At 47.7% G+C, this 15,835-nt stretch carries 10 protein-coding genes; 2 read left to right on the top strand and 8 right to left on the bottom strand.

Annotated features, from left to right (window positions below):
* The first annotated feature begins 38 nt into the window (after window positions 1–38).
* Window positions 39–1,049 (top strand): SGNH/GDSL hydrolase family protein, encoded by a 1,011-nt coding sequence (locus AC3Y23_RS23005; RefSeq protein ID WP_379203435.1) that lies wholly within the window; start codon window positions 39–41, stop codon window positions 1,047–1,049.
* A gap of 87 nt (window positions 1,050–1,136) precedes the next feature.
* Here the strand turns inward: AC3Y23_RS23005 and AC3Y23_RS23000 are convergent, their stop codons facing one another.
* The 3 genes from AC3Y23_RS23000 to AC3Y23_RS22990 all read right to left on the bottom strand — a co-directional run bounded on the left by AC3Y23_RS23000 (window position 1,137) and on the right by AC3Y23_RS22990 (window position 4,610).
* Window positions 1,137–2,675: an extracellular solute-binding protein gene (locus AC3Y23_RS23000; RefSeq protein WP_379203433.1), complete on the bottom strand. Its 1,539-nt coding sequence runs from the start codon at window positions 2,673–2,675 to the stop codon at window positions 1,137–1,139.
* An 85-nt stretch (window positions 2,676–2,760) separates the two neighbouring features.
* Window positions 2,761–3,672, bottom strand: a complete 912-nt coding sequence (locus AC3Y23_RS22995; RefSeq protein ID WP_379203431.1) for a carbohydrate ABC transporter permease — start codon at window positions 3,670–3,672, stop codon at window positions 2,761–2,763.
* A gap of 32 nt (window positions 3,673–3,704) precedes the next feature.
* Window positions 3,705–4,610, bottom strand: a complete 906-nt coding sequence (locus AC3Y23_RS22990) for an ABC transporter permease (RefSeq protein WP_379203549.1) — start codon at window positions 4,608–4,610, stop codon at window positions 3,705–3,707.
* Between the two features lie 302 nt (window positions 4,611–4,912).
* Here AC3Y23_RS22990 and AC3Y23_RS22985 point away from each other — a divergent pair, with 302 nt between their 5' ends.
* Window positions 4,913–7,159: an AraC family transcriptional regulator gene (locus AC3Y23_RS22985; protein ID WP_379203428.1), complete on the top strand. Its 2,247-nt coding sequence runs from the start codon at window positions 4,913–4,915 to the stop codon at window positions 7,157–7,159.
* A gap of 142 nt (window positions 7,160–7,301) precedes the next feature.
* Here the strand turns inward: AC3Y23_RS22985 and AC3Y23_RS22980 are convergent, their stop codons facing one another.
* The 5 genes from AC3Y23_RS22980 to AC3Y23_RS22960 all read right to left on the bottom strand — a co-directional run bounded on the left by AC3Y23_RS22980 (window position 7,302) and on the right by AC3Y23_RS22960 (window position 15,827).
* Window positions 7,302–8,927, bottom strand: coding sequence for a hypothetical protein (locus AC3Y23_RS22980; RefSeq protein WP_379203426.1), 1,626 nt, complete (start codon window positions 8,925–8,927; stop codon window positions 7,302–7,304).
* Between the two features lie 469 nt (window positions 8,928–9,396).
* Window positions 9,397–10,065 (bottom strand): SGNH/GDSL hydrolase family protein, encoded by a 669-nt coding sequence (locus tag AC3Y23_RS22975; protein ID WP_379203424.1) that lies wholly within the window; start codon window positions 10,063–10,065, stop codon window positions 9,397–9,399.
* On the bottom strand, window positions 10,062–13,046 hold the full coding sequence (locus tag AC3Y23_RS22970) for an alpha-mannosidase (protein ID WP_379203422.1): 2,985 nt from the start codon (window positions 13,044–13,046) through the stop codon (window positions 10,062–10,064). Before AC3Y23_RS22970 ends, AC3Y23_RS22975 begins: the two co-directional genes overlap by 4 nt.
* A gap of 157 nt (window positions 13,047–13,203) precedes the next feature.
* Window positions 13,204–14,826, bottom strand: coding sequence for an extracellular solute-binding protein (locus tag AC3Y23_RS22965; protein WP_379203420.1), 1,623 nt, complete (start codon window positions 14,824–14,826; stop codon window positions 13,204–13,206).
* A gap of 104 nt (window positions 14,827–14,930) precedes the next feature.
* Complete coding sequence (locus AC3Y23_RS22960) at window positions 14,931–15,827, bottom strand: carbohydrate ABC transporter permease (protein WP_379203547.1); 897 nt, start codon at window positions 15,825–15,827, stop codon at window positions 14,931–14,933.
* Window positions 15,828–15,835: the final 8 nt, after the last annotated feature.

The following is a 15,835-nucleotide window of genomic DNA, read 5'->3' as shown; positions in this document are numbered from 1 at the left end:
GTTTACTCAATTTCATCATTGAAAGGAAGTAAGACTTTATGAAATTCGACTTTTTGAATTTGAGTTTGAGACACGGACTTTTCCATCAAGAGCAGGATGGCATCTCCTGTTTCCTTCCTGGAAGTGCGATAACCGTGCGCTTTCAAGGGCGGGAAATTTATGCCGAAATCGAGGATATCAACGGTGAGGGAAAAAGCTGGGTTAACGTCTATATCGATGATCTTCCGGTCCGGGTGATGAGAATAGATCCGGAAAAAAGGCTATACCAGCTTGCAGATGACCTTGAGGACGCACCTCATACGTTAACACTGCAGAAACGCACGGAAGCGGCATTTGGCAGTATTAAATTTACCGATTTGAAGACAGAAACCGGAACTTTTCTGAGCCCGCCAGCGCCTCTTCCGCATCGGCTGCTCGTCATCGGCGATTCGATCACGTGCGGCTTCGGTAACGAAGCTCAGATTCCCTGCGATTGCGATGCTTCACGCGAAAATATCGCACTTGCTTACAGCTCGCTAACAGGCCAACTTTTGAATGCCGAAACTTTGATCGTGGGCGCGTCGGGCACTGGCTGTTATCAGAATTTCGGCGGTGGCAAGGAAGGTCGCATGTCGGATTATTTTATGGAAACCATCTGTCCTTATCTCGATCAAGAAGCAATGGATCTCTTCCAACCTGAAATTATTGTCATTAATCTCGGCACCAATGATTGGTCTGCGCCTATCCAGCCTTCGGATTATATGGAACAGTATCGTAAATTGACGAATTTTATTCGCGGAAGATACCCGTCTGCTGAATTATTCTGTGCAATTGGTCCGATGACCCTTGATCCTAGTCCCTATTTAAAGGCTCTAATAAACAGTCTCAACGAAGAAGGCGATGCCCACATTCATTTTGTGGAATTTCCGCTCATTCAACGACTGGAAGAAGGCATGGGGGGCAGTGGACACCCCTCCATCAAGAAGCATCAGCAAATGGCCGAGCAATTAGCCGAGACGATCCGCCAAGTTTGTTCCCTATCCGATTCATCATTTTCCGTTAGTCGTTAGAATATAACATCCCCGCACAAAAGGACCGATTCAAAAGAATCAGTCCTTTTTTTGTGCGGGTTGTAGTTCAGATGAACAGCTACAATTTTATTTGGCCAAGAAGGCGTCTACCTGGCTCTGCAACTCATTCTGAATTTTCTTGAGCACTGCTTCGCCTTCATCTTTGAACTTGGCAAAATAGTCGTACGGTTCAAGCGCGCCATTAAATAATCCACTATAATACTTCGCTTGAATGGTCGAGAACTGGGCCACTTCGTTCTTCACCGGAGTGGGATCGAAGGTAAAGCCGGTCATAACATCCTTCGTGAAGTTGTCGGCTTGCGTAATAAATTGACTGTACTCTTGAGTCTCAGTGTCCGTGCCGACCCACTCCCGTTCTAATGTCGGGTTCAGTATGAGCTGAAACGAGACAATACCGCCATCGTTGTTCAGTGTTTCGTATTGATGCTCGCCGACTGGTTTCCAGTTAACACCTTCAATACCGTGCTCTAGCAGATCATAATTCTCCTGCCGGTTTGCCCAATCGAGGAACATCATCGCACGGTCTTTATGTTTGCTTGTCTTTACAATACTAATGAAATTATCCATCTTAAAGTTGGAAAGATTCTTACCAGGGGTCATATCGAATAGACGAACAGCCTCCAGCTCTCCATTAAGTACAACCTGCTTCAACTGGTCATTATACGATTTCGGAACACCAAAGACCATTTGCGGCGTGGCGGCAACTTTGTTCTGGAGCTGCATTTCCCCCGGACCGCTTTTATTCGTCAGCACGTCCTGCGACATGACTTTGTCCACGAACAGCTTGCGGACATCCTGAATGTTGGACCAGATCTTAGGCTCCTTGGTTTCAAAGAAATTGTAGACCTTCCCGTCATTCCCCTTGTAATACAGCATCAGGCTGGCTCCTGCAAAATTCGTTGGACGAATGTTGACGCTGGTATCGTCCCGAATTAACCAGTTGACCCAACTATAGGTGACGTCGTCTGCGCCTGCGAGAAGCGGTGTGATACCGGAGTTACTGTCACGAACGGCGTAGAGATATGCTTTCAGATCCTCATACGTCTTCACGGGCGGCAGGTTCAGTTGTTCTCTCAAGTCCTTCCGGATGAAGACGGATCTCTGCTGGGTATAGGCGCTTCCCAGGGGAACGCCGTAGATATTGCCGTTAATTTTGTTTGCATCCCACATTTGTTCCGGTCTTGTCTTTTTCACATTGGAACCGTATTTATCCAGAAGTCCACTTAATTCCTCATAATAGCCCTGAGCAGCCATCGTCTCCAGATGCAACCAAGGGGCATCAAAAATCAAATCCACCTTCTCCCCCGAAGCCAGCATCACGTTGGTCTTCTGACTTAGATCGGCAAAGTCGATGACTGTAAATTTAACCTGGGTATTGATCTCGGCTTGCAGCCTCTTGTTGACTTCTGCCAGTACCTCGTTGAAGTTAGCCCCCTTCGCGCCTGGAATAACAACCTCCAACGTAACCGGTTCAAGGGATGCACCGCCATTTCCTGCAGAATCGCTAGGAGCGGAAGCATCCCCGCCAGCGCCGGAGCACCCGGATAAAGTGACTGCTACTCCGAGCAATGCAACCACCAAGAAGTTGCGTTTTAATTTGGCCATATAAATTACTCCCTTCAAATAGTCATCTTATTAAGCAACCAGCCAGTCTATAACGATACGTGCAGCAATACATATCAGACCTTATTCAACCTTTCACCGAGCCGAGGGTCAGACCTTTGACAAAATACTTCTGGACCATCGGATACACCAATATAATCGGGCCGATGGTCAGGCATATTGTGGCCAGCTTGACCCCTTCCGCTGGCGGCAGTGTCAGTACGTTGCCTTGATTGAGCGACGTGAGCTGCATCTGTGACATAAGCTGCCGAAGAAGCAGCTGGAGCGGGTACATATCACTATTATCAATAAAAAGAAGCGACAGCCACCAATCATTCCAATATTGCAGCGCATAGAACAAACTAATCGTCGCTATAACCGGCGTTGAGATCGGTCGGATAATTTTGAAGAAGATCGTCCACTCTCCAGCACCGTCAATATTAGCCGACTCGTTCAGCTCATACGGCAGAGAGCGATAGAACGAGACTAAGATAAATGCAAAGAATGGATTCATGACATAGGGGAGCACAAGCGCCCATAGCGAATCTTTCAGATGCAGCCACTGAACGACTAGAAGATAGAAGCCAACGAGCCCCGAGCCGAATACCATCGGCACGTAAGTCATGAACGAGAGGAAGCCGCCATATCGGTTCTTCGGATGGGCCAGCACGTAAGCAAACAACATGGTGACAACGAGACCAATAACGGTTCCGATAGCGGTTACAGCAATGGTGATGCCATAGCTGGTAAACATTTGCTTGCCTTGAAGGAGAAAGCGATACGACTCCAACGTGAACTCATTGGGCCATATGGAGTATCCGTTGAGCGCCAAGCTTCGGGTGCTGGCGAACGAATTGATGACCATCAGCCAGAACGGAAGCAAACACACCAGCGCAAATAGAATTAGAAACAGCCCGAACAACAGCATCACCAGTTTATCGGGGAAACCGCTTTTCTGGCGGATTTGTGCGGACGGAATCATAGCAACTGGACGATTCATAGAAAATTCACCTCCCTTTACATTCCCTGAATTTAAAATAACCTAGAGTCCTTATCGATTTTCCGAACCAGTGCATTAAACGAAACAACGGCGATAAGCCCCATAATAGACTGATAGAATACGATGGCAGATGACATGCTAAAATTGCCAAGCTGCCTTAACGCCCGATATGAATATGTATCGATGACATCGGTCGTTGGGAATAGAATCCCGTTATCTCCGATAATTCCGTAGATCATGCCGAAATCCCCGTAGAAGATTCGTCCAACCCCCAAAAGTACGAGTATGATGATTTGTGGCTTCAGCAATGGCAGTGTAATGAATCTCATCTGTTGCAACCTGGTAGCTCCGTCCAAGCGTGCGCTCTCATAATAATCGGCGGAGAAACCGGTAATGGCAGCAAGCAAGATGATAGAGAAATAACCGGCACTCTTCCAGATCCGTGTTAAGGTTAGAATAATCGGCCATACCCATGGGGTTTGGTACCAATCGACGGTGTTAAGCCCACTCATATCCAGAACACGGTTAATCAGACCGTCCGTGTTGTTGAAGAGAATGAACGCCATGTACCCTACGACGACCCATGAAATAAAATAAGGCAGGAAGACGGCGGATTGGATCGTACGCTTAAACCATTTCAGGCGAATCTCATTCAAAAGAAGCGCGATGATAAGTGCAAAGAACAGCTCGGAAATAATGAACAGCGCATTTAAATAAACTGTATTGACCGTAACTTGAATCCAATCCCGATTGGAGAAAAAGAAGCGAAAGTTGTCCAGCCCCACCCAATCACTACCCCATATGCCCTTGCTGATCTGGAAGTCCTTGAACGCCAGCAGGTGTCCGACCAGAGGAATGTAAGAGAAGACAACCAGAAAGATGATTCCTGGTATCGCCATCGAATACAAGTTCCGATTCTTGAATAAATCCTTCAGCATTCTCAATGATATATCACTCCCTTCTATCTGTTCTGTTTGATGCGGTCATGTTCTGACAGTGTCTATTATGTGTGGATAGATAATTCCGGAATAGTCTTCATTGTGTCACTGGGAGTACTAAACTTAAGGATTGCGCGGTAATTCAACTTCCAGTATTGTCTTAAATTGTAGTTTGTCAAAATCAGGACTTCACAGGAAGGTCAGGATATGATTGAGTAAGGAGGTCCCGGTTAGTTTCTCTATGTAATGCAGTTAGGGTATACCCTTAAACAGACAATCAATAAGCAAGGGGTTCTGGAATTATGAAGTTCAAACCGATATTACAGAAAACATATTTTCGCACCTTTCTATTACTCACCACTGTTCTGATCTGTTCAATTATACCTTTCGTCTATTTGCTGTCTGCAGAATTCGCGAAATACACCATGCTAGAGGTACGCAGCAATTCGCAGAACGAAGTCAATAACCTGGCATCGAAGACCGAAATGATCCTTGGCAATTTGAAAGCTTACGGGCTCAGCATGTACGCCGATCAGAATATTCAAAACTGGTTCTTCAATACAAACAAAGATCCGCTCATCGACCATGCTGCACTCGTCGCTCAGTCTAACTTCATGTCTACCGAATCACTCATCGAGCGATCCTATCTGATTAATTTGAAGAACAATCTTGTCGTCGACTCCAAAGCTGGAATCGTCCGTGATGAATCCTTTGCCGACCAAAGCATGCTGGAGCGGGTAAAATCATTCCAACGCCAATATTTGCGCTTCATTAATCATTCGCTGGATGGTTCAGACCGCCTCGCCCTTATTTTGCCTGCAACTCCCGAGAAGCCGTCTGACTTCTATCTAGTACTTCTGATTGATAAGCCGCTCCTGTCGAAGCTTCTGTTCGGTCAAACCGTCTCCGCGGAACAAGACATTCGGATTCTGGACGAGCATGGGCAACTCTTATTAGGGGCGTCAAATCCTACTTTGAACGAACAGCTTTATCAAGCGGGGCGAGAGCAGCAAGGCAACGATTTTCAGCTTCGACTCCCACATCAAAGATGGTTCGTCAATACAGCCACGCTGACAACCGAAAATTGGTCGGTATACTACTCGAACGAGTATCATACTTTAACTCGCCATATAACCTCATTCCAGCAAAAATTGATAGCGTATACATCTCTACTATTGGGAATTCTATCAGCTTTGTTCTTCTGGAGCTCGCGCCACTCCTTGCGTCCCATCACCTTTATGTTGGATAAGATGAAGATGAAGATTGCAATGGCGGGCTCCACGGCTGATGCCAAGCCAGATATCCAGTGGATCAACGATGGCATTGATATGCTGCTAAACAATGTGGAACAGCTTCATGTATCCATGCGAAATCAATCCGAGCTTGTTCGAACAGAGTTTCTCGCCCAATGGGTACTGCACGGGACGCCGGGCACCAAGAGCTACGAATATATTCAGACTCGAACCAAGCTGGCTTCCTGTAAAGTTCTGTTTTTGGCCGTCCTGCGGATCGAAGCATATACGGGCTTTTGCGAACGTTACGATTTCCCTTCCCGGAAATTGATTAAGTACGCTATACGCAATATTAGCGAAGAAGTGATTGGCACCGGCGCTTATGCAGCCGAAGGCTTGGATATGGGTGGCGACCATCTCATCCTGATCATCGGCGCCCATGAACTGGAGGGGCTCGAACTACAACACCTTCTGGAAGAGACGCACAATCAGGTAGCACGCATTCTGAGCGTCGACACAACCATCGCAGTTAGCAATGCCTATGATTTCGGCGCAAATATCCGAAACGTATATGATCATATCTACGAATTGACGATGCTGCGATTTCTTAACGGAGAAAAGCAAATTTTTCTGGAGAGCGATTATGAAGAGTTTATGGCCGGGTATCCTTCAGCGTCCGATGCACTGGAGACGACCGAGATCATCAAGTCGATCCGCCGCGGCCGCCCGGAGAGCGCTGTCGTTCTGCTACGCCAACAGATGAACCGCATCCATGAGCTGCCTTATCGTGACTGGAAGCTTAACCTGACCTATTTTACCTACGATCTGCTCAAAGGCTTTAACAAATCCAGCGTTCTGCATGAAATCAGCAGCATCCATCAACTGCTGGAGCGGTACAGCACACTGTCCGAGTTTCAAGCGTGGCTGGAGAGTATCGTCACGATGCTCGCATCCGAGACCGAAGCTCCGAAATCTTCAAACCGCAAGGAAGAGATGGTTCTGGAGATCAAAGAATACGTGGACAACCACTTGCAGGATGCGCAATTATCGATCGAGCAGGTAGCCGACAATTTCTCCTTCTCTGTGAGCTACATAAGGCAGTTATTCAAGGAGATTATGAGCATGTCATTGTCCGAGTACATCCTTCAGGAACGAATCGAAAGAGTGAAGGAGAAGCTGGTATCCAGCCAGCTCTCGGTGCTAGAGATTGCGGATCAATGCGGCTTCTTATCCAAAGGACACTTCTTCTCCGCATTCAAGAAGTTTACGAATCTTACCCCGAAGCAATATCGCGAAATCCACGGGGACTCCTTCTAGCCCTTCCCAGCTAGTCATGGAGAAGCGAGGGGTTAGGACGCTATCGAGCAGGAACACACTCAAGTCAAAGAGGACCTTTCCGGTAAAGCCCTACAGCGCTTTTCGGAAAGGTCTTTTTCGGTATTAAAAATGGTCTGATACTCTATTTACCAATCGTTCCTTGAACCGGCTCAAGCCCTAACTGCAGATTTGCCAAGTCGAGTTTATACATAACTTGATTGTAGTTATAGCGTGGTGTTGGAACATGATTCGTGAACGTATTCGTATAAGTTCCTTCGAAGTAGATAACCCGACCGCCATACTTGCTGAAGTTTTTGTGCTGTGCCACGTTATAAAACGTATAATCGGTGTGCGTTACGATCTTTTTGGCAGTGCTCCAAGGGCCTTGAGGCGCAGGAGCTTCTGCGTACCAGATTTCACCCAGCAACGAAGTTTTGCCTTTCACCTGCTGCCCAATCATCACGTACCGCTGCCGATAATCGTTCCATTCGATGGAGCTTGAGGCAATTTCAACATCTTCGCCGGTATCAGCATCTTTCAATTGATAATAGCGGGGATCACCACCTTGGATCAGACCTAAATCGATCAGTTCCTTCTCTTGACTCTGGCTAAGCGGTGGAGTGTTCTTTTTCCAGCCCCATACGAGCTTTCCGTTCGCGTCTCGTTCCAACGACGTTTGAGCCCCGTTGTATGTCGTTCCCGGAGTCAGGCAAGTAAACGATTCGTACTTAGTATAGTCGATGATAGCATCATAGCTGGCAGCAACGCGTAAATTCGGCATCCGATGTTCCGTAAAGAGCCAGTAACCCAACCCGTTCTCCTCGTAATAGGTCGCCTGACCACCTGGATGGCGCCAATCGTCTTTGGAAGGGAACTGGACGACTTGCTCGAACTCCTTAGTATTGTCGTTAAAGACAAGAATGCCAAAGGCACTGAGTGCGGGATTATGCGTGCTGTAGCCGGCGAGCAAGCGCTCATGTCCGGTGTTATCCTTGGCGGTCATTAAACCGAACACCCAGGCGATTCCGGCACCGTCAGGTAGCTGCGGTACCAAGCTTTTGACGAAACCGTCGTTATTCGTAAAGTAGTTCAGATTGACACCTACGTCCGGATCCAACCCACCGTGTTGCGGCAATTTAGAAGTCGCTCCTGTCACGCGGAAATTTCCCAGCGGATAAGCCGGCCTGTCGGTGTCGCCCCAGAACCAGTACAGCCGATTGTTATACTTGATCATCTGCACAGAATCCTGCCCCATGACCAGACCGTTGATCAGCGGTTCCTGAATCGGCGCATTCAGACCAAGCATCACGCTGTCGCGATAGATACCTTGGCCTGTAATCCGATACAGCCGTTCGGCGATATTAACCCGGTTCATCTCGATCGTAATGTTGCCCCCGGGTGAAATCTGTACGGCCTGTCCACGGTTGCCGAACATATCTGCGGGAATATCGTAGCCGTCGCTCGATAGATGGAAGAAGACCGACTGATTCATCAGGCCGGGCTCGTTGAAGGCCACGACACCTGCGCTGTCCGTGTAATACAAGATGTTATTCGTCGTCTTCAGCTCAACCAGGGGAATACCCCGGCCCGTTTCGGCATCCACGACCTTGATCTTGAATGGCTGTTGGGTCATTTTCATTGCGCTGTTCACATTCTGCTTGGCATTGCTCTCCCCCGCCTGCGCTGCGAACGTGGCACCAGGCGCCGTCATAACCATTAGCATGATGCTAGTCCATATCCCTGCTCTTTTCCACTGCTTCATTCCCATTCGTTTACCTCCCGGCTTTTGTCGTATTACATAGCATGAAATCGTTGCTCTACCGGTCACCACTTGTCCAAACGATAGTTCTTGCCTGAGACTACTCTTCAATTTCGCAACAAGATGCAATAGCAGGGGCCGACGGCTTCGTCGTTAAAGAGTCCCCTTCTAACCACCTCCTTTCAAAAGCATAAAGAGTGATACAAAGATGTTAAGGATCAAGATAGACAAGTAGATACTTTTATGTAAGCGTATACATTATTCTTTATGTGTAACATCCGTACAAACTGCACGGATGTTCACATGAATCATACTTTCTCGCTCAAGACAGGTCCGCTTCGGCGCGAAGTTCGAAGAACCTCACGCCGATCCCGGCATACATACTGCGGACAACCTGCACTACGCTAATGTAGGAAGTAACAATTCTTCCGTTCCTTCCAAGATGAAGTAGCAATACTACCAAATAAGACAACTGACATCAGGAGCCGACACGCATGCGCGACCAATCAAAGCCGATCTCTTCCAGCAGCGCGCGTGCGATCAATAGATGACCGGTCAAGTTAGGATGCACCCGGTCGGACGCCAGCGCAGTAGGATGGACGTAGTCAAATTGGCTGGCAAAAGCCGCCTGCGTATCAATAAACAACGCACCTGTACGCTCCGCAACCCTTCTGGCTGCAAGTCCGAACTCATCCATCCGGCTCCGCATGCGATCTTCGGCATTCGGCTCCAGATAGAACGGCGTCATGATCACGAGTCCTTGCAGACCAGGGAGGGCCGAACGCACCAGCTCTTCCAGGGTCTGCTCATATTCTTCAAGATTCACATGTGATTCTGGTATCGCGGGTTGATCAAACTGCCGCCATACATCGTTGATGCCAATCATGACCGTTAGCCAATCCGGTTTCAGATCCAGTACGTCACTCTGCCATCTGGATTTCAAATCCCGAACCGTATTGCCGCCGATACCCATATTGGTCACACGAATGTTGAGCTCCGGATATGCCACCTGCAGCATTCCTTCCACAAGTGCGGCATATCCTTTACCGACACCTTGGAACAACCCCTCTCCGTAAGGATATCTACGTTCACAGTCCGTGATCGAATCGCCGATCATGACCAGGCGTTGTCCTCCTTCTAGCTTCATCCTTTATTCCTCCCATTCAGTTGGAGACGAATTGTTTTCACTTCGAACGGACGGAACTGAAGCAATACATCTTCGCCCTCGTAAGATAATTCCCCAATCTTCTCCTCTAACATATCTGCCTCACGAACCACCGCAACAGTCAACCCGATATGAAGCTTACTAGCTACAGAGGCTCCCTTACTCTCATACAGACGTACGATTAAGTCGCCCGATCCGTCTTCGGCAATTTTGACTGTCTCCGCGATCACATTGGCTTGATCGATACTGAGCAGCGATTGTCCCTCCTGGCTTCCTCCTGATGCGAGACTTACAGGATAGTTAAGCTCATAGGCTTCCTGCACAACAGGACTGTCCATGAACGCGCCGTTCCAGAACGTAAAACCATAGGTGAAATGGTGCTCTCCTTGATCGGATGTCTCATCCGGCCATGTCGGAGCCCGCAGCAGCGTTAGGCTCATCGTGTTATCATTGACCGATATGCCGTATTTGCAATCGTTCAGCAACGCGAAGCCGCGATTCGCCTCTGCAAGCGCAGACCACTTGTGCTGAACCACTTCGTAACGATCCGCATCATGTGGACGCGAAGCATGATTCGGTCTCTTGACGTAACCGAACTGAATTTCCTGCAACGACTCGTTCGTATGAACACGGACAGGGAAATCCACTTTTAGCAGCTTATTCTTCTCGCGCCAGTGAACCGTCGTATGGAATTCAACTCTTCGGCTGCCGGCACGTAGCCGGATATCCTGGATCATAGTCGAATGGTTCAATTCACGCTCAACCCGAATATTCGCGAAGAGTGGGCCGTTTGCGGTAACAGATACCTTGGCAGCTGCGTTCAACTCGATAGGTGCCAAGCGATAGCGCCGATCGATCTCCCAAGCATCAAAATCCGAATTCTGATCCCGATACATCCGCATGACGTTGCAGCGGTCCGCCGCCCATTCCATGCCGGTCTCTTTGTCAAAAATACGTGTAAACTCGCCCTGTTCGTTAATTTCGATTGAAATCCACTCGTTCTCCAAATGCGATTCTGTGGCAATGATTGTCGACGCAGCAGGAACATCCGCCACTTCCGGTTCTACCTTATACGTTGACCAGCCCATAGAAGGAGCCTCAACCTCGGTATAATGAATACCTTCGTGCAATTGCACCGGCAGAACGTCTCCGTTCTCGTTCGCTATCCCCTGAACGCCAGCTGGTAACGCGACCAGTTCCTTTCTTGCCCAGGAGAGCGAGTTAAAGACGGTAACGCGGGAGACATCGTCGTTCGTGAGCGCATCTCTTGCGTCTGAAGCCATGTCGTACACGTTCTTATTTAATTCCTTCAGCTCAATCTGCGCCTCTTCATGAACGCGGTGGATCGATGAGCCCGGCAAAATATCATGGAATTGATGCAGCAGCAGAATCTTCCATAGACGGTCCAGTTCCTCGTGAGGGTAGGTCCGGTTATTTAGCAATGCCGCCGCAGTTTCCCAAAGCTCCGCCTCGCGGAAAGCAATTTCCGCCTTCCGGTTCAACTTTTTAATGATTGCCTGCGTCGTGTAAGTCCCGCGGTGAGCTGGATAATAGAGCTCTCCTACATATTTCACATCAGGTATACCCTTTTCAATCTGATCCTCAAAAAATTCGATCGGCGATCCATGCTTCGTCTTGGGAACGCCCTCTAAATCACCGAGCCTGCGCATGAACTCTATATCATCCCGATTAGAGCCTCCGCCCCCGTCTCCGTGCCCAAACTGAGTAAGCCGCGTAGAAATGCCTTCAAGCTGAACGCGATCGTTCCACTGATCGATTAAGAACGAAGGATTGATGCGAATCGGGTAGTAATCACCGTAGTTCATCAAATGGGTCAAAACTTGCGAACCGTCGATCCCCTCCCACATGAACGTATTGTGCGGGAACGGATCTGCTATATTGTCGTAAGTACCGAACAATTTTGTAGACGCGAAATACTTGATCCCGCAACCCTGCATAATTTGCGGCAGGTTCCCGGCATAGCCGAATACGTCAGGCAGCCATAGCATCTCGTTGTCCACACCGAATTCTTCCTTGAAGAAACGCTTACCGTGCAACGCCTGGCGAATCAGGCTCTCACCGCTCGGTAAATTCGTATCGGGCTCCACCCACATCGAACCTTCAGGAATGATTTTACCTTCCTTCACCGCTTGTTTAATGCGATCATACAGCTCCGGATACAATGTCTTGACGGTCTGGAACAAATACGGCTGACTCTGGGTGTAGCGATACTCGGGATATTCGTCCATGAGTGCAAGCTGATTAGACATCGTCCGTGCAATCTTCCGCTCCGTCTCCGCAATCGGCCACAGCCAGGCGATATCCAAGTGAGACTGTCCCATAAGGTACAACGTTGGCGCCGTTGAACCGTTCACACAGGCCAAAAGCGGCTCCATAATTAGTCGGCACTGCTTTACGTTCTCTCCCAACAAGTCCTGGCGCAGGGTCAGGTCGATCGTCGCAAACACCTGAGTCAGACCACGGTCAATCTCCGCAACGCGGAGGGATTTGGGATCAAGATGATTGCGCAGATCGTACAAGCATTCCAAATCGATGAAAAATTGGTACACTTCCTCTTCAAAAATACAGAGCTGCGAATTTCCAAATATCGGCTGGGAATCCGCATGACCAGCGTACGCTTCTGCAACAATTTCGAATTGTTCACCTGTTTTCGCTGAACGGGTTAAAGTTAGGTAATGATGGTTAAGGTCCTTTGCACCGCTCACGATGCCGTTAATATACACGGTCGCTTCAGATCCAAAGTCGAGCATAGCCACAAGCCGTTTGCCTTCGGCCTCTTCTGGAACAACAACTGTCGAGTGAAACCAGCCGTATCCCCATTTTTCTCCCCAATGTTGGCCCGGGGTAATGCTTTGGAAAGGTTGTCCATCCATTTCATGAATGAACAGCTGTTCCTTGGTCATAAAACCGGAAAAATCGATTGAAGAGAGCTTTGTAATCATAAATTGATCTCTTTTATTTAGCAGCTTTTCAACATGGAATAAAATCTCTTTTTTCTCTTTCAAGGTTCTTCTCACATCCTATGGTTTCATAATCTTTGACCCTATCGCTATGTGATATACCGCCCTCGTGGCGGTCGGCCACGAAGGACGATCTCTATTAGTTTGCTGTTGCTCTTTGTGCAGCATCGTTATAAATTTTCAGCGCTTCATCAATGGCTCCCATTTTTTGCACCTTATCAATGAATGCCTGCCAATTATCGAAGCTGTTCTTGCCTGCTACGAATTTGGCCTGCTCTTCGGTAACGAACGTCTTAACCGGATTCATAATCTCCGAGATCCGCTGGCTTTCGTTGCCCGTGAGTTGAATCGACGGCTCGCTCAACCAGGAAGGAATATAGTCGTTGTCATGCAATGGCAGATTCGTCAAGAATTCCGACTTCTCAATCGGCACCTCTTCGTATTTGCCGTTAAATACCGTATAGTCTGTCGCGGCAAAGTCTACGAACGCTCTTGAGTCACTAACCATTTGTAGTCCCGGGTTATAGTTTCGACTTGCGCGCATGCCGTATTTATCACCTTCCAACCACGGATCCTTGGCATTTTTCAACGAGTCAACAAAGGTCGGAAGGCCGTCTTCCCCGATGGTATAGGTCGTACCCTCGATACCCCAAGTGATGAGCCTGATCATTTCATCTGAATATTGATAATCGATGAATTTAATCAATTCCTCAGGATTTTTGACTTTAGAGTTAATAGCATAAGCCCCCCATCCCAAATCAGGGGTATTGGCGTTCACAACCTCCTGCCAAGCCTTCCCATAATCCGGATTGTCGGGATACAGCGACACTGCAAAAATCTTGCCATCGTCAGCCGTTCTTGTGTACTCAGCCGGAGTCGTAAACCACTGAGTCAGCCACATGAAGTTGTCGCTATTCAGTGCTTTTCTTTTCACCGTATCATCTGTATCAATCGTGTACTCCGGATCTAACAGCTTCTCCGAATAGAGCTTATTCGCAAATTGGAGCGCATCTTTATATCCTTTTTCCAGAACCCCGTATACATACTTCTCTCCGTCCCAGAAGATTTCATCCCGGATGTGGTTCGCAGAGAACAACGATCTCAGGCTATTAAATTTTGTTGCGACGGGATATTTGTCAGGGTAAAGCTCTTTAACTTTTTTGGCAGCCTGATAAAATTCATCGAGCGTTTCCGGAATTTTGATATTATGTTCCTTGAACACATCATAGCGGTAAGACGTTGTATTCTGAATAAGCATGCCTCGATCCTCAGGGAACCTAGGCGTGGATGTTTCTTTAAAGGCGTACATCTCTCCGTCGGAATTCGTTACCCGCTTCATTCCGTCCTTTACCTTGCTAATGTAGTTCATATAGTTCGGCATTAAATCTTTATATTGGGCTAGCTCAAGAAGCTGGCCTTGCCCGGCCATTTGGCTCACATCATAAAATAACGGCGTTATGAAAAAGTCTGTCAGATCGGCACTTGCAATCATGAGCTTGACCTTCTCGTCATACTCAGAAGCCGGAATATAGTTATATTTAATTTCTACTTTTTTACCCATATAGGCTTCCATACGCTTGTGCCATTCCTTGCCTACCAGACTATTCGGATTATCCACACCGCTCGCAGGTAGTGTCACCGAGAAGCGCATTACTTCTGAATCATTTTCATTGGAAACGGAATTTTTAGAATTATTCGAACATCCAGAAAAAACCATCAGCATGACCAACCCAAGGACAAGCATTTTTGCCAGCTTGTTCATTCAACGTCCCCCCAATTAGCTCAATGAACTACTTTTCCAAATCTACTATTCAATACCTATCATGATTTCTCTACCACTCACCTTATTCACCGGCTATCCGCAGCTTAGCCTTTGATAGAGCCTACGAATATCCCTTTGGTGAAATGCTTCTGGAAGATCGGATAGATACACATGATCGGAAACATCGTAATAATAATGACACTCATTCGTACCGCCTGCGGATCAAGCGCTGCCCCCGGAGCATTAATGGCAACCGCACCGCTGCCTACCCGTCCTTGAATCGCAGTCGTATCCAAGGTGAACAGGTAGTTTCTTAATACCATCTGCAAAGGATATTTATCCTGATCCCGCAAATAAATCAAAGCATCAAACCAACTATTCCAGCTTCCGACCAGACCGAATAGAGCAAAGGTCGCAAACAGCGCCTTCGACAACGGCAGTACGATCCGGAAAAGAACCACCACATCATTCGCTCCATCGATATAAGCGGAGTCCTTCAGCTCGGAAGGAATATTCAGAAAGAATGTTCGAAACAGGAACACATTATAGGCACTAATCGCGCCGGGGAGAATCATAACCCATACTGTATCTAACAGGTGCAGACTACGCATAAGCAGATAGGTCGGGATTAAGCCACCGCTGAAAAACATCGTAATCATTAGGAAAAGGGTAAAAAATTTCTTACCCGCAAATCCGGGAATCGTTAGCGGATACGCCATCAGAGCAGTAAACAGCAGCATGATGCCCGTAGAACCGACCGCATAAATAATTGAGTTGAGATACCCTTTAAAAATGTATGGATCTTGAAATACCGTCTTGTACGCTTCCAGATTAAATCCCTTAGGCCAAATCGTCACGCTTCCAGAGGAAATGTAACGTGCGCCACTTAGCGATGTCGCGATAATGTTTAGAATCGGGTACAGTACCACAATCAGGATAAATATCATGAAAACAATATTTACAACGTCGAAAGCTCTGGAGCCTATGCTATCCTTTTTCAACATCTCAC

Source organism: Paenibacillus sp. MAHUQ-45 (genome assembly GCF_058133325.1).
Note: the sequence above shows the minus strand (reverse complement) of the source record. Positions and strands in the feature narration are given on the sequence as shown.

Excerpts from the sequence above, each read along its gene's own strand:
- AC3Y23_RS23005 (WP_379203435.1), top strand. The coding sequence starts at position 39 with ATGAAATTCGACTTTTTGAATTTGAGTTTGAGACACGGACTTTTCCAT.
- AC3Y23_RS23000 (WP_379203433.1), bottom strand. The coding sequence starts at position 2,675 with ATGGCCAAATTAAAACGCAACTTCTTGGTGGTTGCATTGCTCGGAGTA.
- AC3Y23_RS22995 (WP_379203431.1), bottom strand. The coding sequence starts at position 3,672 with ATGAATCGTCCAGTTGCTATGATTCCGTCCGCACAAATCCGCCAGAAA.
- AC3Y23_RS22990 (WP_379203549.1), bottom strand. The coding sequence starts at position 4,610 with ATGCTGAAGGATTTATTCAAGAATCGGAACTTGTATTCGATGGCGATA.
- AC3Y23_RS22985 (WP_379203428.1), top strand. The coding sequence starts at position 4,913 with ATGAAGTTCAAACCGATATTACAGAAAACATATTTTCGCACCTTTCTA.
- AC3Y23_RS22980 (WP_379203426.1), bottom strand. The coding sequence starts at position 8,927 with ATGGGAATGAAGCAGTGGAAAAGAGCAGGGATATGGACTAGCATCATG.
- AC3Y23_RS22975 (WP_379203424.1), bottom strand. The coding sequence starts at position 10,065 with ATGAAGCTAGAAGGAGGACAACGCCTGGTCATGATCGGCGATTCGATC.
- AC3Y23_RS22970 (WP_379203422.1), bottom strand. The coding sequence starts at position 13,046 with ATGATTACAAAGCTCTCTTCAATCGATTTTTCCGGTTTTATGACCAAG.
- AC3Y23_RS22965 (WP_379203420.1), bottom strand. The coding sequence starts at position 14,826 with ATGAACAAGCTGGCAAAAATGCTTGTCCTTGGGTTGGTCATGCTGATG.